At 33.5% G+C, this 22,555-nt stretch carries 21 protein-coding genes; 18 read left to right on the forward strand and 3 right to left on the reverse strand.

What is annotated here, in order from left to right; translation table 11 throughout:
• Position 1: 1 nt before the first annotated feature.
• From HB912_RS00300 to HB912_RS00310, 3 genes are read left to right on the forward strand one after another with little or no spacing between them, the layout of a single operon-like run.
• Entirely contained in the window at positions 2-1,582 is a 1,581-nt protein-coding gene (locus HB912_RS00300) for an ABC transporter ATP-binding protein (protein WP_185371694.1), read from the forward strand.
• Positions 1,572-2,312 carry an energy-coupling factor transporter transmembrane component T family protein gene (locus HB912_RS00305; RefSeq protein WP_244964398.1) on the forward strand — a complete coding sequence of 247 codons (741 nt, stop codon included), beginning with the start codon at positions 1,572-1,574 and terminating at the stop codon, positions 2,310-2,312. Before HB912_RS00300 ends, HB912_RS00305 begins: the two co-directional genes overlap by 11 nt.
• A 17-nt stretch (positions 2,313-2,329) precedes the next feature.
• A complete protein-coding gene (locus tag HB912_RS00310; RefSeq protein WP_185371696.1) occupies positions 2,330-2,920 on the forward strand; it encodes a YkoF family thiamine/hydroxymethylpyrimidine-binding protein in 591 nt (196 codons plus the stop codon).
• Between the two features lie 120 nt (positions 2,921-3,040).
• Here the strand turns inward: HB912_RS00310 and HB912_RS00315 are convergent, their stop codons facing one another.
• Together HB912_RS00315 and HB912_RS00320 are read right to left on the reverse strand one after the other, a co-directional pair.
• A complete protein-coding gene (locus HB912_RS00315) occupies positions 3,041-4,333 on the reverse strand; it encodes a sensor histidine kinase (RefSeq protein ID WP_185371697.1) in 1,293 nt (430 codons plus the stop codon).
• 13 nt (positions 4,334-4,346) lie between these two features.
• Positions 4,347-5,090, reverse strand: a complete 744-nt coding sequence (locus tag HB912_RS00320; RefSeq protein WP_185371698.1) for a LytR/AlgR family response regulator transcription factor — start codon at positions 5,088-5,090, stop codon at positions 4,347-4,349.
• Between the two features lie 292 nt (positions 5,091-5,382).
• Here HB912_RS00320 and HB912_RS00325 point away from each other — a divergent pair, with 292 nt between their 5' ends.
• Positions 5,383-5,817, forward strand: coding sequence for a hypothetical protein (locus tag HB912_RS00325; protein ID WP_185371699.1), 435 nt, complete (start codon positions 5,383-5,385; stop codon positions 5,815-5,817).
• Between the two features lie 89 nt (positions 5,818-5,906).
• On the opposite strand, the gene HB912_RS00330 is transcribed toward HB912_RS00325, so the two are convergent.
• Positions 5,907-7,394, reverse strand: coding sequence for an AcpB/EbpR/MafR family transcriptional regulator (locus HB912_RS00330; RefSeq protein ID WP_483403572.1), 1,488 nt, complete (start codon positions 7,392-7,394; stop codon positions 5,907-5,909).
• Between the two features lie 342 nt (positions 7,395-7,736).
• On the opposite strand from HB912_RS00330, the gene HB912_RS00335 reads away from it, so the two are divergent.
• The 14 genes from HB912_RS00335 to HB912_RS00400 all read left to right on the forward strand — a co-directional run bounded on the left by HB912_RS00335 (position 7,737) and on the right by HB912_RS00400 (position 22,462).
• The gene (locus HB912_RS00335) at positions 7,737-10,109 is read left to right on the forward strand and encodes an immunoglobulin-like domain-containing protein (RefSeq protein ID WP_185371701.1); all 2,373 of its coding nucleotides are present in this window, start codon (positions 7,737-7,739) and stop codon (positions 10,107-10,109) included.
• Between the two features lie 75 nt (positions 10,110-10,184).
• The gene (locus HB912_RS00340; RefSeq protein WP_185371702.1) at positions 10,185-10,670 is read left to right on the forward strand and encodes a DUF4352 domain-containing protein; all 486 of its coding nucleotides are present in this window, start codon (positions 10,185-10,187) and stop codon (positions 10,668-10,670) included.
• 19 nt (positions 10,671-10,689) lie between these two features.
• Positions 10,690-11,970 (forward strand): nucleotide sugar dehydrogenase, encoded by a 1,281-nt coding sequence (locus HB912_RS00345; protein WP_185371703.1) that lies wholly within the window; start codon positions 10,690-10,692, stop codon positions 11,968-11,970.
• 21 nt (positions 11,971-11,991) lie between these two features.
• Entirely contained in the window at positions 11,992-12,756 is a 765-nt protein-coding gene (locus tag HB912_RS00350) for a YveK family protein (protein ID WP_185371704.1), read from the forward strand.
• Entirely contained in the window at positions 12,713-13,390 is a 678-nt protein-coding gene (locus HB912_RS00355; RefSeq protein WP_185371705.1) for a CpsD/CapB family tyrosine-protein kinase, read from the forward strand. Before HB912_RS00350 ends, HB912_RS00355 begins: the two co-directional genes overlap by 44 nt.
• A gap of 18 nt (positions 13,391-13,408) precedes the next feature.
• Complete coding sequence (locus HB912_RS00360; RefSeq protein WP_185371706.1) at positions 13,409-14,053, forward strand: sugar transferase; 645 nt, start codon at positions 13,409-13,411, stop codon at positions 14,051-14,053.
• Between the two features lie 10 nt (positions 14,054-14,063).
• Positions 14,064-14,813 (forward strand): WecB/TagA/CpsF family glycosyltransferase, encoded by a 750-nt coding sequence (locus tag HB912_RS00365; protein ID WP_185371707.1) that lies wholly within the window; start codon positions 14,064-14,066, stop codon positions 14,811-14,813.
• A 307-nt stretch (positions 14,814-15,120) separates the two neighbouring features.
• Positions 15,121-16,386, forward strand: a complete 1,266-nt coding sequence (locus HB912_RS00370) for an O-antigen ligase family protein (protein ID WP_185371708.1) — start codon at positions 15,121-15,123, stop codon at positions 16,384-16,386.
• Positions 16,387-16,594: 208 nt separating this feature from the next.
• Positions 16,595-17,113: an acyltransferase gene (locus HB912_RS00375; RefSeq protein WP_185371709.1), complete on the forward strand. Its 519-nt coding sequence runs from the start codon at positions 16,595-16,597 to the stop codon at positions 17,111-17,113.
• A gap of 254 nt (positions 17,114-17,367) precedes the next feature.
• Positions 17,368-18,786 (forward strand): lipopolysaccharide biosynthesis protein, encoded by a 1,419-nt coding sequence (locus HB912_RS00380; RefSeq protein ID WP_185371710.1) that lies wholly within the window; start codon positions 17,368-17,370, stop codon positions 18,784-18,786.
• Positions 18,787-18,803: 17 nt separating this feature from the next.
• The gene (locus HB912_RS00385) at positions 18,804-19,955 is read left to right on the forward strand and encodes a polysaccharide pyruvyl transferase family protein (protein WP_185371711.1); all 1,152 of its coding nucleotides are present in this window, start codon (positions 18,804-18,806) and stop codon (positions 19,953-19,955) included.
• A 93-nt stretch (positions 19,956-20,048) separates the two neighbouring features.
• A complete protein-coding gene (locus HB912_RS00390) occupies positions 20,049-21,053 on the forward strand; it encodes a nitroreductase family protein (RefSeq protein ID WP_185371712.1) in 1,005 nt (334 codons plus the stop codon).
• A 5-nt stretch (positions 21,054-21,058) separates the two neighbouring features.
• Positions 21,059-22,189, forward strand: coding sequence for a glycosyltransferase family 4 protein (locus HB912_RS00395; RefSeq protein WP_185371713.1), 1,131 nt, complete (start codon positions 21,059-21,061; stop codon positions 22,187-22,189).
• Positions 22,190-22,222: 33 nt separating this feature from the next.
• Positions 22,223-22,462: a helix-turn-helix domain-containing protein gene (locus tag HB912_RS00400; RefSeq protein ID WP_185371714.1), complete on the forward strand. Its 240-nt coding sequence runs from the start codon at positions 22,223-22,225 to the stop codon at positions 22,460-22,462.
• Positions 22,463-22,555 lie beyond the last annotated feature (93 nt).

Here is a 22,555-nt window from a genome sequence, read left to right on the forward strand (position 1 = left end):
CATGGATATAGGCTGCAATAAAGCTAGCGTTCGCTTTGAAGAAAATGAACATCAAACTCTAGAAAATCTCTCTTTATCTGTTAAAAAAGGAGAAAAAATTTTGTTACTGGGTCCGAGTGGTTGCGGTAAATCAACTTTGCTTGCTACACTTGCAGGGATAATTCCTAAATCCATAGAAGCGGAAGTAGTAGGCGAAGTAGCTGCTGCTAGACAGGCTGGTTTTTTGTTTCAAAATCCTAACGAACAATTTTGTATGCAGACCGTTGGAGAAGAAGTTGCATTTAGTCTAGAAAATCGTGCTATTTCATTTTTTGAAATGGAGGCATTGATCGATCACTTTCTTCAGCTCGTTGGTTTAGATGAGAAAAAAGAGACCTTAATTCATGAATTATCGGGAGGAATGAAGCAACGACTCGCATTGGCATGTATTTTGGCGCTTCAACCAGATGTACTATTTTTAGATGAACCAACAGCACAGTTGGATCCGTTAGGAAGACGAGAATTTGCTCAGTTACTTGGGGAAATTGCTCGTGATGCGAATCAAACGATGGTTGTCGTTGAACATGATTACGAAGAATATTTAGATTGGCTAACACGAGTCATTATTTTTGATAGAAATGGAAGGATTCGTTATGACGGTGTTCCAAAGCAAGTCTTGCAAACTTATAGAGAGGAATGTCTTCAACTAGGGATTCGCTTACCAACCTTGTTTCCCTTTTCCTGGGAAGAAATTGTTACGTCAAGGAAGAATCCATTAGCAAAGAACTGGAATACTTTTCTTTCAGAGAAAGAGAAGCAAGAAAAAAATCAAGAAACAGGAGAAAGTATCTTTACAAGTAAGAAGGCCATTGTTGGATATAAAAACAAAAGGATATTATCCGATCTTTCCTTTACAGTACATCGTGGAGATTGGATCGTAATTGCTGGTGAAAATGGAGCGGGGAAAAGTACTTTAATTAAAAGTATGGCGCATTTAGAGCCCCTTTTAGCTGGAGAATTTTATTTTTTAAATAAAAATATAAAGAAATGGAGGGATCGATCATTTTATTCTCAAATCGGGTTCGTTTTTCAAAATCCAGAAAATCAATTTGTGATGAATAGCGTTTTAGAAGAGATAGTTTTGAGTGGGGAAAAAATGAAAGTGAAAAACGAACAGCTAGTAAAATGTGTAGATGAAATTTTAAGGGCTTTTCATTTAGTTCATAAAAAAAACTTACATCCGTTCAGTTTAAGTTTTGGCGAAAAAAGACGTCTTAGTATCGCTACAATGCTCATTAGTCAGCCTGATTTACTTTTCCTTGATGAACCTACTTTCGGACAGGACTATCAAAATGAACAAGAAATTTTTCGCTATTTAAAGCAGCTTCATCAGGAGGGGACAACCATTATCATGATCTCACATGATGTCGAAGCTATAGCAAAATATGCTTCGCGTTTATTTGTGCTTCATCACGGAGGGCTTGTTTATGACGGTTCTCCACATACTTTTTTTTCTAAATGTGAGTCTCCAGAGAAATTCGGTTTGACGTTCCCACTTGCTTATGAGTATTTACAGAAAGCAGGTCGTTCAATTGGGAAATAACAAGGATACATTTTTGGCATCTATCAATCCGACGCTAAAATTAATGACGCACCTAATGATCATGTTTATATTAATGAGTAGTATGTCTGCTTTATTTACCTTAATTATTTTGCTTATTTCATTTGTTACCGGTATCTTCCTTGCTAAGTGGGATTATACGTATTTTAGAAAAAATATTTTTCCGTATTTTCTTTTCGCTCTTCTAGTTTTCTGGTCGATGGCAGCATTTGGTGAAGGAACACATATTTTGTGGCAGTGGGGCTGGTTTCGAGTATCTACTGAAAGTATGCAGCACGGGCTTGTTTTAGCTGAACGAGCGATGGCATTCATTTTGATAGGTTTGCTCTTCATTTCGACAACGAATGTAACAGATTTAGTCATGAGTTTCATTCATCAATGTAAAATGCCTCCTAAATGGGGTTATGGTCTTCTTGCAGGCATTCGTTTTATCCCTGATTTTCAGACAGAATTAAAAGAAGTGGTGCAGGCACACAAAGTAAGGGGCTATATAAAATACAACAAACTGCGTCAATTTGTTCATTATTTATTACCACTTTTGACACGAGGGATTCGTAAAGCAGAACGAACTGCTGTTGCCATTGAAGCACGTGGATTTCAAGAAGGACAAAAACGTACTTTTTATAAGCAAACGATGGTGAAGAAAAAGGATTGGTTGTATATGCTAACAGGCATTTGCACGGTTCTTTTGCTACGATTTTTATTTGTATAATGAAAGGATGAAAAAAAATGGTTGGATGTGAAAGAGGAAATAAGGAAATCGCTGGTTGTCGAGTTAGTCTTTATCCGATGAGTGATCAATTCATCACGCTCCTTTCTAAGAGCATAAAAACAAATCGACTAGATGCGGTTTGGTCAGATACAGATTTATTTAGTACACTTTATCGAGGAAAACAAGAAAGTGTGGTTGATGCAGCCGCGGGTTTGTTCGTGCGAACCTATCGTCCAGAAGTGCATAGTGTTTGTGAACTGACCTTTTCAAAAGGTTGTCCTGGGGATGTGGCTCAGGATTATGTATTTAATAATGAAAATCCTACACCTAATAGTAGATTTATCAGTCAATATGGAAACTTTACTGTACAATGTAAATATTCCTTTTATGCCTTTGGAATAACGAATTATATGAATGAAATTGCGGAAGTAGTGACACTTGCTAAAAAAAGAAATTTATATGAAGGTAGTACGCACTATGTCACAATTCTCGAAGGAACAGCAGCTGAACTATTTGCCTACTTCGAAGAAGTGCTAGCATACGCGGATGAACATATTGAGCATTATGTGCTTGAAGCAACCCTCTCTGTGAATAGTCCATCAAAATGAATAAGTTGTTGAGAGAATAGGGGAGTATACCAAGAAATAGAGAGGAATCTTTAACAATGGGTGATACTCACCCAGATAAAAAGCTTTCAAAAATTACAGTTCTAATTTTTGAAAGCTTTTTTAAATGAAAGATTGGTTGCGGATCGCCAAATTAACAATAAAGGTGTTATCTTTTGCTTGTATAGAAATTCTCGTATTCTCGTATTTATTCATCAGTTTGAATAAAATGAAAAGGCCGCGTCCTTTATGCGATTCTTTAGTTGTGAAATTTTTCTTTACAATTCTAGATGTATCAATTCTAGATGAATCATCTACATTATTTGCAACAGTAAAAACAAGGTCATCATCTAAGGTTTTTATATCTAGAGAAATTTGTGGTTCATGGGAACTAGCAGAAGCTTCTAACGCATTATTTAACACGATACTAAAACACCTTATAAAATCAATCAAGTTCATATCAACATTTGGAACTTTATCGGGAATAGATAGCTTGTAAGGGATTTTTTGTTCTTTACATTTGTCAAGAAAAACTTTTAATAAGCCTTGTATGGGGGCTAGTTCAATATTTAAAAGGGCATCATCATCGCTTTCTAACACTTGGGTATCAAAGTATTCAGATTCAGATTGGATTAACGAAAGTGCTTCATCCTTTTGATCGTTTTTAATATATAAGGCTAATGATAAAAGCAAACTCTTATAATCATGCTTGAAATTTTGAACATTTTCAGCTTGTGTTTTAATTTTTTTAGCTCGTATAGCTAAATTTGATAATTTACGTTGATTTAATTCACTTTTAATAAAAAAAACAGCAATAATAATACCGTTAATTGTGTAAAACCATATAAAGAAAAGAGAAAAAATAAATTCTGCGGAAGAATCATAAGTAAAGAAAAAATGAAAAGCATTGACAATATAAAAGCCAATGAGTAAACAAATTGAATACGTATAATATTTTTTTATTGCTGCATTAAAGACTGAATAAAACTGAGTCTTTTTTTGAAGCAAATAGAAAAAATATAATAAAATAAGCACTACAGTATAGTAAACTAAGCAAAGCAAGGCAATAGTGAAAGGGGGCATTTCGAATACAGAAGTGTTAGTAAACTTTGGAATGATATCGATAACTAGTGTTTGACCAGCAAAGTTAAACATATAAATAACCATAAATAACAAAGCGGTCAATAAAATATTTCGTATAAAATAATAAAAAAGGATAAAAAGGACGATTAAAAAAATTAGTACATTAATTTCGCGAGTAATAAAGTTACTGATAACAATCGTGAAGATGCCAAGGAGTGAAATGAAAAAAAGTAATTTTTTCATTTGTTCTTTGCTAAAAAGTATTTTATATCCAACAAAAAAAATGGCTGTAATGATATTAAGAATATAAATAATCTGGAAAGGAAGTGGCATACTTTTTCTCCTTTTATAATTCTTGCTTTAATTTTTTAATTAGTTTATCAATAATTCGTTTGCTTGCGTAAATTTCAATCCCTTTATCAAAAGTGATGATTCCAAGTTTTCTTTCAATGGTTTGGATGTGATGAATATTGATAATATAGGACTTTAGGTCTTTAGCGATAAATGGGGCATCAATTTTTTCTTTTAGTTTATTAATTGTAGAGCGAAAGATAAAGTTGTTTTTTTTAGTGTGTAGCTGAACGTAGCCTTTTTGATCGGGTAAGCTCTCAATTATAACAATATCATTAATATTGATTAAGTTAATTGTATGGCTTTGTTTAATTTCAATATAAGAAGAATCAAGTTTTTTTTCAGAAAGTAATTTTTCAAAAATTTGTTTAATCTGTGGTTCTAGTTCATCTAAATGCTCCAGATCTTTAATGAGATAGCCAGAAGCTAAAATATTGCGGTTAATGATTTCAGCGGCTTTTCCTGGATTTGACGTCACAAAATAAATCAAACAGTCGGGAAGTTTATTTCGGATATTTACAGCGAATTCAATGCCATTTATGCTAGACTGCAAATCGATATCTAAAAAAAAGACTGAAGATTGTTCCAGTTCATCTAGATTTATTTTAGCAAGGAAATTATCTACATTTGCAAAGGTACGTATTTTTACAGCTATTTCATAGGGATTAGTTATTTTTGTAATCATTTTTTTTATAAATTCTCTTTGGACAAAATTATCTTCAATTAAAAAAATATCCATATTCCACCTCGAAAATTTTGATATAAGTTCCAATTTGTATTATAAAAGTGCCCACAAGTAAACTAGAAGTTATATAATAACTTTATTCTTAGAAGTATGATTATATTGTAGCATTTACAGTGTTCAAATGTAAAAATAAAGCTTTTGGAATAAATGTCGAATTTATATACAAAATAGCTAGTTTATTAAAAACAGGAGGCTGTTTTTACGATTCTTCTAACTCAGTTGTTTCAAAGTGATGAAACTAATAAAGGAGTAACTAAAAAAATTCATTATAAAAGGTCGTGTTAGTGTGAAAGAATTGCAGTCCTTTTGGGATGACTTATTTGTTGAACTAATTATGGATATGGAGTTCCAAATTAGCGGAGAACTAATTTATTTAAAGCCAGGAGAGAGACTTAACTCGAACTCGTTTTATTACATTGAGCAAGGGCATATTGAGTTAACTAATCTTAGGGAACCAACACAATTTGCAAGTTTCGGGAAGAAAGCGTTTATTGGTCTTGGGAATGGGAATTATCAATTTTGTGCGCTGCTTGAAAGTTATGTTTGGAAGGTTCCTCAAAGAATTATTTCCAGAAAAATAAACTTGCAGGAGCTACAACAGTTCTATGATGAATTGTATCAATATATCTGTATGCAAAAGCAAGGGATTCAATTAGAACGATTAGTGGATAAGAGTTTAAACAATCATTCAGAGGAGCATAAAATCCTAATAGGGCTTTAAATAGAAAAAGGCTAGCAACACTATTGTTCCTAGCCTTTTTCTATTGTCTACATATAATCAGTGTTTATGATTTGAATAACAATTCCAAGCTAGTTTGCCTGTTTGTATTTATCGTTTTCGAGTATTAGAGACTTAAATTGTTTTTCAAGCAATTTACGAGTATTTGCATCAAAATTTTGCCAATCTCGCTTGCTCGGGTCTTTATTCCAGAGAATGATTTTTTTCTCATCAACATAACCGGAAAGTGGATAGTCGCTAATGATAATATCTGCCTGTGAGAGTTTTTCAGCATCTAAAAAGAGAATTCTTTGATCAGTGTGTTGTAAAATTCTCTTTTTGAAGTAACTTTCAACTGGTGCCCCATTAATAGACATGACAATTATCTTTAGAGGAGGGGCATAACTTGCATTTAGATAAGCTGCATGAATTTGCGCCATGATATTAGCGGTAATGTTATCTTTATCTAGTTCTAGATACGTTAGGTCTGGATGGATTTGATTGAAGTGGGCTAGCTGTTTATAGATCCATTTTTCGATAGCGGCATTATCCCAGTTACTTGTTGTCTTTGTCCAAGGGAAATTTTCACACTCATAAGTAGGTAAAAGACATGGCAAGAAAATATAATTATCCAGGAAATTTAAAATATTGTTGCATAGAGCAAGTTTTTGTTCGCTTATTTCCGGGAGACCATCGATAATACTTTGTGTCAACTCGTAGTGGATAGGGGAATGTTTTTTTGCTAACATTATTCTTTTTTTCATGGTGTCGTCAGAAAAATGACAGTTCATGGCAAAAAATTGAGCAAAGAAGTGAATTTTTTCTGCAATGGGAAGCTCAAAAGGTAACTGTTTGAAAGCTTCTTCAATTGAAAAGATCTGCTCCATCTCTTGAAAAAAAGTATACTGTTTTGGAGTAATCGTTACACGTTTTTTCGAGAGATAGCGACGAAGATGGATCTCGGAAAATAAAGTGAAACGAATTTTAGAAAGTGTGTGCATACTCATCTGCATGTTTTCCTCGAGCACTTTAATAAAGTTTGAAATTTCATTGTTGTAATAGAGATGCAAGTCGAATGCGGGAGAGGCCGCAACTTTTGTGAAGAAAAAATAAAGAAATCTTCTTACTGCAGCTTCACTACCTTCAATAAAGATATACTCTTTCATATTAATGAACAACCCCATTTCGTTAAGCTGAGGTACCCATTTTTTGATTTCTCGATATAAAGTTGAGTAACTAATATGGTACTTATCCATTAAATCTACTGAGGTTATTTTTTTATTATCAAGGGTTGCAAGAGATACTTGATACAGGATCGTGTTCTGCAATAAGACTGCTTCATAGGTAGCTAAACTGTGATTATATGGAAAGGAAAGAGTAAGCAAATTTTGCTCGTTTGTTTCAAGAAACCAATCAAATTTATTCATTTCATAATTAAAGGAGTAAATATCGTTAGTGAGCGTATTCCAACTTATTCCTAGCTCTTCCATTACCTTGGCTCTTGTTATCCCTTCATTAGAAGAAAAAAATAATTGAATCATGTGTAATTTCCTCTTATCTTTACTGGAAAGGAAATCCATTTTTCGACCACCTTACTATTTAGATTTAAAAGAAATTTTTATATGGCTTCAAAATATGTGAAAATGCTAGAAAAACTTTTTTTACAATGAATATTATACTTGTTCCGCAAAAATCAAAGTCTTTTTTAGGAAACATTTTGGTACATATCGAAATTCTTATGTTTTAGAAATGCTTTTGCTATCAAAGGTTGTACGTTTTTTTTCAATAATGTAATACTTGAATTCACTTGTCTGAAAAAAAAAACAGGGGTTCTTGTTCTATACTTAATCTTGCTTTTAAAAAGCCGCGAATTTTCAGGTTGCAACCGAGCGCGAAAATCAATCAAAAAGTAGGGGGAAATTATGAACAAGAATTTAAAAAGGTTTTTCACACTATCTGCAATTCTTGGAGTTACTGTTTCAACTATTGTTCCGAACACTGCAGCCGCAACTGCAAATACTGCTGAACAAAAAATAAACAGCAATAAAACTACTGTACAAAAAGCAAAAACATCTAAACAAAGCAAACAAGAAAACACGAATATTAATGAAAAACTTTTGAATAGTGCTTCTATATCAATAATCGGAGATGCTGAACTAGCAACTAATGGATTAAAAGTTGACGAACATGGCAATAGTACGGGTCATCTTATATTACGCTATGCCTTTAAACAAGGTGCATCGGTTGATGTAGCTTCAGATTATCGTTTCTCATTTTATCTTCCAGCTGAATTTAGAGAGATTGCGAAAACACCAGAATTTTTCGCTGCTATAGAAAAGGCGGAGGTCTATAATACTTCGTGGCATGTCGGAAGCCCAGCTGTTCCAATTCCAAGGGATCATATTAGTTATAATGAAGAAGCAAATACATTCCGATTTGATCTAGATGATTACACAGCTACTGCGGCTAACTTTTTGCCAACGAATGAAATTACAGTGGATATTAATCTTGGTAAAGCGGTGACAGAATCACACATTCGGATTCCACGTGCATCGACAGGTAAATATCACTTTGGCGGGGAAGCATGGAAATCAACATTGGGTCTTTTAGACTATCGTTATGTTCAAAATTCTGGTGCAAACACTTATCTAACGCTTCCTCAAGGCATTGATCCAGGCTATGGTAAGGACTGGGATTATGGTGAAGATGGTAATGGAGAAAATGAAAACACAAAGCCAACAATCACAGCTAACAGTCTAAATTTTGAAAAAGGACAAAATGTTGCTGAGGGAGATCTAACTGCTGGTGCAGTTGCTGCTGATAAAGAGGATGGAATCATTGATTCAAGTAAAATTTATGTGAAGAGCTACAATGGTTTCACCACTGCTACTCCTGGAACCTACCATGTAACTTTGGCTGTTAAAGATAGTCAGGGTGCAGAAGGAACCTATGAAAGAACTGTTGTAGTAAAAGACAGCGATAGCAATAATGATAGTGGGGAAGAAGCAGGTACCCTAAATCCTAATGTTTATACAATTGGCGAAGGTTACGTTAAAGGAATGTATTCGGGAGATATTAAAACAGTAGCATTAGAAGTTAATGGAGCTGTTCAAAAGAAAGTTAATGTAGTCGATAATGCTAACTTCCAATACTATGCAAAAAACTTTATTACTTCCCAAAATGATCAAGTATATGTTCGAGGTTATGGAAAAGACGGCAAGCAGTTAGCAAGAGAAAAAGTCGAAGTTGTGAAAAACGAGAGTGGAGTTGCTACACCAGCAAAATATGCATTAGGTGCTACAAATGTAACTGGTAGTGTATCTGGCGATGTTAAAAAAGTGGCTTTAGAAGTAAATGGTCATAAATATTCACCAGTAAAAACAATTAGTGCAACAGCTTTCCAATATTATGCAAAAGATAAAATCACTTCTTTAACAGATGAAGTATATGTTATTGGTTATGCCAATGATGGAAAACAACTTAGTCGGAAACCTGTGACAATTACAAATAGTACCGTGCAAGGAAGTATCACTGCCAATACTATGAAAGTAGGTAGTGATGCCTATGTGACAGGTACTCATTCTAGTAACATTACAAAAGTAGCACTTCAAGTTGGAAGTAAAGTGTATCCAAAAGTTGCAGTGACTTCAGGCTCTGATTATCAATACTATGCAAAAGACAAGGTGAATTCAACAGATCAAACTGTAAAAATCATAGGATATGGAGCAGGTAGTACTAAGATTGCTGAAAAAATTGTCAATCTATCAGATCAAACACTAGGTAATGGTTCACTTAGTCCTGCAAGATATACGATTGGTTCTTCCAATGTGAAAGGAACTTATACAGGAAGCATTAAATATGTAGCTTTAAAAGTAAATGGTACAACATACGATAAAGTTGGAGTTGTAAATTCAACAGACTTCCAGTACTATGCAAAAGATAAAATTACAAGCACAGGTGATACGGTATCCGTTATTGGATATGATAGCCATGGAAAAATTGCTGAACAACCAGTTCAAATAGGAGATAGTTCAACCGCAGAGCAAGGAACTATTACTGCCAATAAATATACACTTGGAACTGCTAATATTACAGGAACACATTCTTCAGAAGTCAAATATGTACGACTTGTAGTAGATGGTAAAAAATATGATTCAGTACCTGTAATTTCTGCTACAGATTTTCGCTATTACGCAAAAGATAAAGTTACAAATAAAAATCAATCAGTTCGAATTGAAGGCTTAGCATCAAACAATACAACTGTAATCGCTCATGATGATATTATTTTTAACTAACACTTTAGTTATATAGTTAGTAGCACTCTTTAAAGTTAAAGAGTGCTACTAATAAAAGTAGGAGGTAGGATGGTTATGAAAAAAATGGTATTAATGTCTATAGCTTTTTTGGTTGCTATAGGTTTATTTGGTTGTAGTTCAGACTCAGATAATAAACAAGAAAAGAATAATGAGAAAGCACGTACAGAGCAAAAGCTACCAAGTAAAACGATCAATAACGTTAATATTAAAGTCTCAAATTTAAAATTGACAGAAAATCCGTCAGGTAAGAAAAATATTTTACAAGCCGAACTTGCAATGGTAAACAATTCGAACAGTACAGTAGGAATCGGAGCTGGAGATTTTCAAGTAACTGCAAAAGGAAAAACATATATGATTTATCCAGAAGGCAATAATTTCGGTTCTGAAATCTCTAAAGGTAAGAAACTAAAGGGGAGCGCTTACTACGAAATTCCAAAAGGAATAAAAAAAGTGGAATTACAGTATAAACCGGTGGTTGTTGAGGGACAAAAATCAAAAGTTTTAGGAACTTGGAATCTTAATTTACCGGCAGTAGATTAGTATAGAGGATGTGTGGATTTTGAAAATTTCTGTGTTGGGTTTGGGCTATATTGGATTGCCCACTGCCGTTATGTTCGCAAATCATAATCAAGAAGTTATTGGTGTAGATGTAAAAGAAGATGTTATTACAATGTTAAATAATGGACATGTGCATTTAGAAGAGCCTGGGCTGGAAACAGAACTAAAAAAAGCTGTTCAGTCTGGGAACTTCAAGGCACAGTTAAAGGTGGAACCGGCAGATGCATTTATTGTGGCTGTTCCAACGCCAAATAAAGACGATCCGTATAAAAGCTGTGACTTAACCTATGTGCTTGATGCAGTGAAATCACTCGTACCGGTTCTTGAAAAAGGCAATACGGTCATTATTGAGTCAACGATTGCGCCGCGAACGACAGAAGACTTTGTGAAACCACTAATCGAAGAGGCTGGGTTTGAAATTGGAAAAGATATTTTTCTTGTGCATTGTCCAGAACGCGTGCTTCCAGGAAAAATTTTACATGAATTAAAGTATAACAATCGAATTATTGGCGGAGTGACGAGTGCGTGCACGGAATCCGGAAAAAAAATCTATAGCATTTTTGTTGAAGGCGAATTAATCACCGTATCTGCTTCTGCGGCAGAGCTTTCCAAATTAATGGAAAATACTTATCGCGATGTCAATATTGCGCTTGCAAATGAGCTTGTGAAGATCGGAGAGGACCTCGACATTGATGCGCTTGAAGTGATTGAAATGGCAAATAAACATCCGCGTGTCAATATTCATTCACCAGGACCAGGTGTCGGTGGGCATTGTCTAGCGGTAGATCCGTATTTTATCGTGGCTAGCACACCAAAAACAACCCCTCTTATTCAAACAGCTCGGGCCATTAATACATCGATGCCAGACTTTGTTTTTTCAAGAACAAAAATATTAATGGAACAAATTAATGGTAAAAAAATAACTGTTCTAGGTGTCACTTATAAAGGAAATGTGGATGATATTCGTGAAAGTCCCGCACTTGAAATCACGCAAAAATTAGTGAATGACGGAAGTTATGAGGTCAGTGTTTTCGATCCGCATGTGAATCAGTCTTGGATTGAAAAAGATTTCAAAAAGGCGACGCTTGATAGTGACTTATTACTTGTTTTAACAGATCATAATGAATTTAAAACGTTAACTGAAGAGGATTTAAGTGAGATGAAACAGACCTATGTATTTGATACTAAACATATATTCCCAAGTCATGTGGTGAAGAATCACTATCTTTCGTTGGGGAATATTGGCTCGCTAAGTCGGATAGAAAGAGTCCCTTCGTTTTAAATAATGGAGTAGGAGAGTGCAATGGAGGAATTAATTGATTTAAAAAGAATATTTGGTGCGATTAGCCGGGGTAAATGGTACATTTTGGGGGCAATCGGCTTATGTGTCTGCATCATGAGTATCTATCTTTGGTTTATTGCGACGCCTGTTTATCAAAGTAAGACGCAAGTTTTGGTGAACCAAGTAGATTCGAGTAAAACCAATATCCAAGCGCAAGATGTCCAGGCGAACTTACAATTAGTTGACACGTATAGTGCGATTGTCACGAGCCCAAGAATTTTAAAAGAAGTGGAAAAAGAACTAGGAAATAAATATTCACGGGAAGAAATTGCCAATGCTGTCCAGGTTAATAGTAGCTCCAATTCACAAATTATCGAAATTACTGCTGAATATTCAAGTGCAAAAGGTGCGACGGAAATTGTTAATAAAACCGCACAGGTTTTCGAAAAGCAAATTCCGAATATTATGAATTTTGGAGATGTCACGATACTTTCTCAAGCTCAGTATTCTAAAACACAAGCACCTGTAAAACCTCATAAGAGTTTAATGTTGACACTTTCATTTGTAATTGGAGCAATAATTGGGATTATGATCATTTTTGTTCAGACCATTTTTGACCGCACAATTAAAAGTGTGGAAGATCTACAAGAAGCACTTGGACTTACTGTGCTGGGAACGGTCAATGCTTTTGAGCCAGAACAGATGGAGCCAGAAAAAAATATAGAGGAGGGGAGTTTTAGGAATGAAAAAAAGAACCGAACGGAAGCAATTAATCGCGTACAATGACCCAAATTCACCTGTAAGTGAACAGTTCAAGACGATCCGTACAAACATTGATTTTTCAAGCATTGATTCTACTTTCAAAACGATTTTAATTACTTCACCTGAAGCAGGAAGCGGGAAGTCAACGATTTCGGCGAATCTAGCAGTTGTCTTTGCTCAGCAGGGAAAGAAAACGTTGTTGATTGATGCAGATTTGCGAAAACCTACCATTCATAAAACCTTCTCTAAGAACTTATATACGGGTCTTTCGGCTGTTTTAACCGATGAAATTAGTTTAGAGGAGAGCTATCAGTCAACAGAAATTGATAATTTATTTGTTTTAACAAGTGGAGCTATTCCGCCGAATCCGAATGAAATGTTGGGGTCGAAAAAAATGGCAAGTGTCCTCCAAGAATTACAACAGAGTTTTGATTTAATCCTTATCGATACCCCTCCTGTTACGATTTTATCCGATGCACTCGTTATTGCTAAGAATAATACGGATGGAATTATAATGGTTACTCGTTACGCTAGCACATCAAAAGATAAAATTAAACAAGCGATAAATGCAATAAATGTAACACATGTACCAATTATTGGTGCGGTTCTAAATGGAGTATCGGAAAAGAAAAGTAATTATTATTCCTATACCTATTAAGTAAGAAGGGGACAAAAAATGTCAGATAGAGAAATAGCTTTAGAAATTAATCAAAAAAAATGGTACATTGACGTGAAACAGGTATGTGAGACATTACTTTCAATGTTGGGATTAATTATCTTATCTCCCTTATTTTTAATCGTTTGTATCGCGATAAAAATAGAAGACCCTAAAGGTTCAATCTTTTTCAAACAAATAAGGGTGGGCAAGGAGGAATGTGAATTCAAAATTTATAAATTCCGAACTATGAGACCTGATGCAGAAGAGATGTTAGAGGAATTACTTCAATATAACGAAATTGAAGGTGCAATGTTCAAAATGAAAGAAGATCCGCGAATTACAAAAGTAGGCAAGTTTTTACGAAAAACAAGTATTGATGAGTTGCCTCAACTTTTAAATGTTTTAAAAGGTGAAATGGCACTTGTTGGCCCGCGACCTCCATTACCGCGAGAAGTTACAGAATATACAACATATGATAAAAAGCGTTTAGTGGTGAAACCAGGTTGTACTGGACTATGGCAAGTGAGTGGACGAAATGCTCTTGATTTCCATCGAATGGTTGAACTCGATTTGCAATATATCCGTGAAGCCTCCTTGTTTTTAGATTTTAAAATTATGCTCAAAACGATAAAGGCCATGTTGTTTCCAAAAAATGTATACTAAGGTGTGAAAAATGAAACGAATAAAGATGTTAGGAAGTTATGTTGATGGGCTTACTATGGCAGAAACTATAAATGAAATTGAAAGGATAATTCAGAATAAAACACCTGTGCAACATGTTGTGATTAATGCTAATAAAATTAATTTAATGTCAAAAGATCAAGAACTACGTAGCATTATCAATGCCTCTCCTCTCATTAATGCAGATGGTCAGTCTATTGTGATAGCTGGACGGTTCCTAGGCTATGATATACCAGAACGTGTTACAGGCATTGATTTATTTCTAAATTTAGTTGCACTTTGCGCTCAAAAAGGCTACCGTCCATATTATTTTGGAGCTACGCAAGACATAGTAGAGGAAGTTGTAGCAAGCCACAAAAAGCAATTTCCGGAATTAGAAGTAGCTGGATATCGAAGTGGCTATTTCGAAGAATTTGAATCACCTAACATTGCATCTGATATTCGAAAAAGTAATGCTGATATTTTATTTGTTGCATTTTCCAGTCCCAAAAAGGAATTTTGGATTGATAGTTATTTATATTTTATGGATGTGCCTTTTGTGATGGGAGTTGGGGGAAGCTTTGATGTTGTTGCAGGAAAAACAAAACGTGCACCACAATGGATGCAAGACATTGGGTTAGAGTGGTTTTATCGGTTTATACAGGAGCCACGACGCATGTTTGGTCGCTATGTGAAAGGAAATATATTGTTTTTAATCAAAGTGATGAGAGAAAAAATTAAGGCGCGAAAGCAAAAAAATTAAATATCAAAAAGAGGTTATTTTCTTGGCGCTGTGAGGAGGCCTGGCTTGGGAGTGGGGCGTTTAATTTAGTTAGACCCAAGACAGATTACTTTTCTGCTAAAGCTCTTACAAAATAGCATATCAAATGGCAGGGGGGATATTCGTTTAGCCTATTTTTATACTGATTCTGTGTATTTATAGTCCCTTTTATGATGGAGGTTATTTGTTTCCTCGCCACATTTTGCATAGAAATAAGCAATTATTTTATCGCTAATCTTCATGATTAATAGGTCGATATTTATTTAAGTAATAAGGAGGAAGAGTAATCTTGGAGTGCAAGCTAACAAATATTTATTTTTTTATTATTTTGTTCTCAATTTTTCCCATCATTGATTTTTTTAATGGGCTATTTATCAGTTATAACTTATCCCTGCCTATTGGAATAGTATATCGGATTTTCTGCTTTATCTATTTAATTGTCTGTATCGTATATGCTGGATTTGAGAAAAAAACGTATACTATTTTAACCGTGTTTTTTATCTTTGCCTGTATGATGATCTTGTTGATTCAAACGGTTGTGTTACAAAATTCTGTGATCATGATGTTCAAAGATATCATCGTTTTTATAAAATTCTTTTTATGGGTTCTTATTCCTTATTTTATTTATCAAAGACGTGAGAAGCTTAAACAAATCCATTATGATGGTGTTTTTATTGCAACCAGTTTGTTCTTTGCATTGGGACTACTTATCCCATATGCACTAGGGATTGGAAATCAAGCATATGAGAATAGCGATGCAGGGTATAAAGGATTCTTTTTTGCAACCAATGATATGACAATTGCTTTTATGATTTCTGCAACTTTTACTGGGTGGTCCTTTATCAAATCTTTGACAGAAAAAGCAAAAAAAAAATCAATTGGACTCGCCATGTTATATTTGAGTATTTTAATTTGTCTCATTCTTCTAGGCACAAAAACAGGCATACTTTATGAAGTTATCTTTACGCTTGGGATGTTATCTTATTTCTTATTTAAACAAAAAGGAGTGCAGCTTTCGTATCGAATTACGACATTTGTTATAACTGGCATTTCAATTATTGTATTACTTGTTATAGGAAAAGATTTTATTGTATCAGCAGTGTCAGGAACTTTCGATCGAATCGTTTATTTTTACCATTTATATGATGGAGATTTAGTTCGGTTGCTAACAAGTTCTCGAAGTGACTTTCTTCGGGGAGGCCTCGAAGAGTTTGCGAGTAATAAAAATTCAATACTTATTCCTGTAATAGGTTTTGGTTTTGAATATAGACTCATTCATTTTGGACGAATTGGCCTAATTGAAATGGACTTTTTTGATGGATTATTTGCATTAGGGTTATTTGGCGTATTTGTTACTACCGCCTTAATTGTTTATTTTCTTGTTTTGAGTTTGCGAAAAAGGAACCGCAGTATTAATACGATTGCCTTTTTATTATTCTTGTTTTATAGCTTTACGGCAGGACATGTGATGTTTTCTGCTTTATCGTCGACATTGTTAGGGCTCGTTTGTGGGGGAATCATTTTAAATCAAAGAAGTGATGAAAAGGATGAATAAAATGTAGTAATTCAATTTTGGATTGGGGGAAAGAGATATAAATCATAATTTTACGATTGATTTACTTACAATATCCATTATTTCCTGTCTTTTGAATTCGCCACTTTCTTCTTGTTCAAGAAAGTAAACAAGTATATTTCTCAGTAATTATATGCTTAAAAGCTATTGAGTTTATTCTGTATATGGTTTTAGGAAGGAGTTGAAAAACATGTTCGCAAGGTTATTTTTTGCTTTACTTAATCAGATACCAATGATATCCGGTCATTGGAGTGGACGATGGATTCGTTCCGTGAAAAATCGAACAGCTAAGCGATTTTTTGGAAGATGTATGATTGACAGCAATATCAGGCCAAAAGTGACTTTGAGAAATTCACAAAATATATATTTAGGAGCTAAATCATCTATTGGGGATAAATCAAGAATAATTGCGACAGAAAAAGTCGAAATCGGAGATGGAGTTCTTATGGCACCAGAAGTTGTTATTTTAACAGAGAATCACCGGACTGCTACTAAAGCGAAAATATTAGATAGCGGAACGGAGAAAAAATCTGTGACAATTGGAGATGATGTTTGGATTGGAACAAGAGCGATTATTTTACCAGGTGCAGACATACCGGATGGATGTATCGTGGCAGCTGGTGCGGTAGTTCCCGGTAAAACCTATCCTGCTTATTCAGTTATCGGTGGAGTCCCAGCTAAAGTTATACGACAAAGAAGATATGAGTAGTAGCACGGTTTTATGAACTAATTATGCTATTCAAATAGTACAATTATTTAGCAATATTTTGACGGGGGACAGTAATAAATTATTTTGATTTGAAGGAAGAGGTTTAGAGTGCATCAATTATGTCAACAAAATAGACATTTATCAATATGTAAAAAGAGTAATAGGGATGTGCAGTCCGCACTTAATCGTAAGATATACTACAGATGGATAGAACCTAATTGTATGATTATCTACCCATTTCAGGAGAATAGTTAATGAGTATTTTATTACGAAGATTATTTCATTTTACTATCGGTAGTTTCGGATCGGCCCTATTAAATTTAATTACTATACCTGTCATAACATATTTCATTACACCCGAAGAATATGGGAAAACGAGTATGTTTCTAGTTGCTCAATCGTTACTAATTTTAGTTATTAATCTAGGCTACGACCAAGCTTTTGCTCGGGAGTTTTACGAATATAAGGACAAAAAAAACCTTTTAGTAACAGCTCTTATTATACCCTTTCTATTTGCTATTTTATTAGCGAGTGGAATGATTATTTTTTCACACTTTTTCTCACAGCTTTTATTTGGAGTAAGAATTTATAACGGTATAATTGTAGCCCTTGCGATATCTGTGTTTTTGCTTATTCTAGAACGCTTTTTTCTTTTATTATTCAGAATGGAAAATCGAGGGCTTGAATTTTCGTTTTTTAATATTCTTATAAAATTTTCAATTTTAGTATGTACTGTCCTTTTCTTAACAAACTTTAAGCATAATTTTATTACGGTTATTTATGCAATGATTGTTGGTCAGATGATAGGAGATTTTTTACTGAGTATTCGCTGTTTATCTGATTTAAACTTACGCCATTTCCAATTTGACTTTGATCTACTGAAAAAAATGTCACAGTTTGGGCTACCAATTGTATTAGCTAATTTTATTTATGGTCTTTTAGTTATTACTGATAAGTTATTTTTAGGCTACCTCAGCAATTTTGAACAGTTAGGTCTATATACAGCAGCATTTAAAATAGCAAGTGCTCTACTTATTTTTCAAACTACCTTTACAAATCTATGGGTTCCAACTGCTTATGAGTGGTATCAAAAAAAGAAACCAATTTCCTATTTTCAAGGGGTCAGTGAATGTGTGATGGGAATTATAGCGTTATTTTTTGTACTCCTTTTACTGTTTAAAGGGATAATCATTTTCATTTTGCCTAATGAATACCAAGAAGCGCAATATATATTTCCATTCCTGTGTTTTTATCCATTAATGATGACTGCAAGTTCAACAACGCAATTGGGGATTGTGTTTTTTAAAAAAAGTTATTTAAATATAATTGTTTCGTTAATCGCTATAGTTGTTGCTTTTACCCTTTATATCTGTCTTATTCCAGAATGGGGAGCAATAGGTGCTGCGATAGCAACAGGAACGGCCTATATTGCTTTATTTCTTGCAAAAACTTATTTTTCCATGCGAATTTGGAAAGGTTTCTCAATTAAGAGACATAGTATTGTAACTTTCATTTTATATATTTTAGCTTTTTTAAATAGTTTCTCACATCAGTTGATTTTTATTAGTATCTTAAATTTATCTGCTTTAGTTTTATTGTTATGGATTTATTATCCAGTTATTAAATGGGGCATAAGTTTTATTAGAAATAAAAAAAGTTTAGAAAATGGTTAATGAAGGGACGAATAAGTTTGAAAAAAATTGGAATTATTACACTTAATGGTGATTTTAATTATGGAAATCGACTACAAAATTTTGCTTTACAACAAATTTTAAAAAAAGAAGGTGCTGAAGTAGATACAATTGCAGTTAAAAGGAAAAAAATAGATAAACTTAAACACGAATTTATTTATTCGCATATATCTACTATAGCAGATATTAAGTTTATTATTCAGAAACTCATTGGAAAAATCACTCCAAACAGTCTTAGAAAAAGAAAAGTCTATAAAAAAATGATAAATGCCAAAAAAGATGTTATCGCCCCATTTTCATCTGAGTACATTTCTCAGAAAACAGTAAAACAAAGTGAAGTAGCTGATCTTAATGATAAGTATGATCTATTTATAGCGGGAAGTGATCAAGTTTGGAATCCAAATATAATTTCTTTTGATGACACAAATTTTCTGGGTTTCGCTGATAGCCATAAAAAATTTAGTTATTCAGCAAGTTTTGGCGTTTCTGAAATACCAGCCACTCCTAAAAAGTTGCGTGATCACTTTCGAAAATCTCTAACAGATTTTCAGTATATATCTGTTAGAGAAAATGCTGGTAAAAAAATTATAAAAGAATTAATTAATGTCGATGTTGAAGTTGCACCTGATCCGACATTGTTATTAAGTAAACAAGAATGGATGGAATTTTTGAAGCCTGAAAAATATCACGAAACTCCTTACTTACTCGTATATTTTATTAGTGAACCTGCCAAAGAAACTTGGAAACAAATTCAGTGTTTTGCAGAGGCAAAAGGACTAAAGATAATAAAAATTATGGGTGATAGCTATGACCCAAAACAACAAATCGTCACTCCCTTGGATTTTATTCGCTCGATTTGTTTTGCTGAATATGTAATAACAGATTCTTTCCATAGCTGTGTTTTCTCTATTGTAACGAATACTCCCTTTTTCGTTTATGAACGTTCCGATGGGAAAGGAGTTTCGTCGCGGATTGATACATTACTTCAAACTTTTGGTTTAGAAGATACTCGGGTGAAAATAGAGACCCCTCTTCTGACTGTTAATCCTGCTTATCATTTTGACCAGGTAAATAGTGTGTTAATGCAAGAAAAAAAGAGAGGGGTAGAGCTAATTAGGAAGCATATCTTAAATAATTTCGTAACAGACTAACAAAAAGTTTTTTATCAACAGATTGACGATTAGGTACTGATTAGTGTTTTTAGCATGATAAAAAAATCTTCAACTTGTTCAAAGGAGAAAAAGATGAAACAAAAAATGAAACAAATTATCCCAGACTTTCTATTTGATGTTCTAAATGAAAAAAGAAAACTTATTCAAAATAGATTTCTCTTTAAGCGGGATAAAAAACGATTTCTAAAATACTATTCAAGAAAAAATAGCACTATTTGTGAACAAATCAAGGCCAAAATATTATTTTATAGCCATTCTATAGAAAAAGGCTTATCTCATGAAAACATTCGGCTGGGATTTGGTAAGAAAACTATACTCTATTTGCTGGACAATATGTCTATCTATTCAAAGAATAATTATGATTTAGAGGATCCTGTGTATTTAAATGCGGTTTCCATCGTTAAAGAATATGTTCATCTTCATAAAAACAATTCATTTAACATTAACTATATCCCTAAAAAATATGAAAAATTAGTAAAAGACTGTGAAAATTCATCATTATCACTGGGAGGGATAAAAAAGTTTTCTTCTACTACTGAAAACAGAAATAAATATCGTAATTTTGAAGAGCTGGCATTAAATCGGCATAGTGTGAGGGATTTTTCGGAACGCCCTGTTGATGTAAGTCTTATTCAATCTTCCATTCAGATTGCGACAAAGTCTCCTTCTGTTTGTAACCGACAAAGTTCTAGAGTATACATTTTGCGCGATAAAGACAAAATAGCTAAGGCCTTACAAATTCAAGGTGGCTTTAATGGATATGAAATACCTCCGTGTTTAATTGCAGTTACAACTGATACACGCTACTTCGTAAATATTACGGAAAGAAACCAAATATATATTGACGGTGGGATTTTTGGGATGTCCCTGTTATATGCGCTTGAGTATAATGATTTAGCTACTTGCGCACTTAATATGATGTTCGATTCTACAAAAGAGAAAAAAACTAGAAGCCTCCTAGGAGTACCAACTTATGAAAATTTCATCATGTATATTGCTGTTGGACATTTCAAAGATCATTATACTGTGCCAAAATCATTTAGGCTCAAGCAGAAACAAATCACAACATATTTGTGAGTTAAATGGTTGGAAATAAAATTATTTTATTTAGAAAGGAATTAAACATGAAAATACGAATAATTTCAAATATGTATCCTTCAAAAAAATTTCCATCTTATGGGGTATTCGTAAAGAATCATATTACGATATTGGAAGAGGGAGGACATGATGTAGAAAAGATTGTAATGCATAAGAAAGAAAATAAAATAAAAAAATTAGGAGCATATCTTGTTTTCTATTTAAAAATTATTTATTCAAACCTGTTTAAAAAAAGAGAATTAATTTATATTCATTATGCATCTCATACTGCCCTTCCTGTAATAATTAGTTTATGCTTTAGGCCAAAACTAAAAGTTATTGTTAATTTACATGGAAGTGATGTTTATCCGGAAAAAAAATCTCAGCATATTTTTCAACCATTAGTAAAAAAGCTTTGTCAAAAAGCGGTAAAAGTGGTTGTTCCATCTCAGTACTTTAAAGAATCTATAAAAACTAAGTATGATATTAATGATCAAAAAATTTATATCTCACCCTCTGGAGGTGTTGATCTAGATATTTTTCATCCATATACAAAAAAAGCCAAAGATGATATCTGTATAGGCTTTGTAGGAAGAATAGATAAAGATAAAGGATGGGAAAATGCTTTACGAGCCTTTGCAAAAATAAGGGAAGAATTTCCTTCAACCCATTTAAAAATGACGATGATTGGGAGTGGGGAATTTGACCACTTAAAACTAAAACTTACTAAACATTTAAATATTCAAGATAGCGTTACATTTCTACCGCTTATTCCCCAATCTGATCTACCTGATTATTACAATACTTTTGATGTATTCCTGTTCCCAAGCAGAAGGCAAGGAGAAAGTTTAGGTTTAGTTGGGTTAGAAGCAATGGCTTGCGGGGTGCCAGTTATTGGAAGTGATATCGCAGGAATCAAGAGTTATGTTAAGGATGGCAAAAACGGTTTTTTATTTCCGCCAGGTGATGAAAAAAGTCTTGTTCTATGCCTCCGGAAATTTTTAGAATTAGAGAAAAAGCAACTGGCAGAATTAAAAGATTATTCTTGCAAAACAGCTGCATTGTTTGATAAGAAAAAAGTAAGTGAGAATTTTTTAGCTTTTATAGATTCGTTTTATATGGAGTCTATTAAGTAATGAATTTTAATTAATGAAAGAAGGATAATAAATATGGATTTAGACGAAGCGGCTAGAGAGAAAATAGAATTTCTAAATAATTTTTTTGTATCAACAAAAGAGGCAATCGATATCCTACAGATCTCTAGACAAAATTTTTATTCTTTGGTCAATCGAAATAAGATTCATCGAATCAAAAAAGAAGGTGTTGTACTGTATTTGCGAGATGAGATATTGGAAAGAAAAAATGAGCAAATTAAATTAAGACAAAAATACAGACCTTATGAATATTAAATATAAACGGTGGTTTAAATACTAGAATAAGTCGTAGCTTGAGTGTACAGACTTCATTGAAAATAAAGCCAGGTATATTTAATTAAGTAGAAC

The organism is Listeria aquatica (genome assembly GCF_014223975.1).
GTDB classification, from domain to species: domain Bacteria; phylum Bacillota; class Bacilli; order Lactobacillales; family Listeriaceae; genus Listeria; species Listeria aquatica.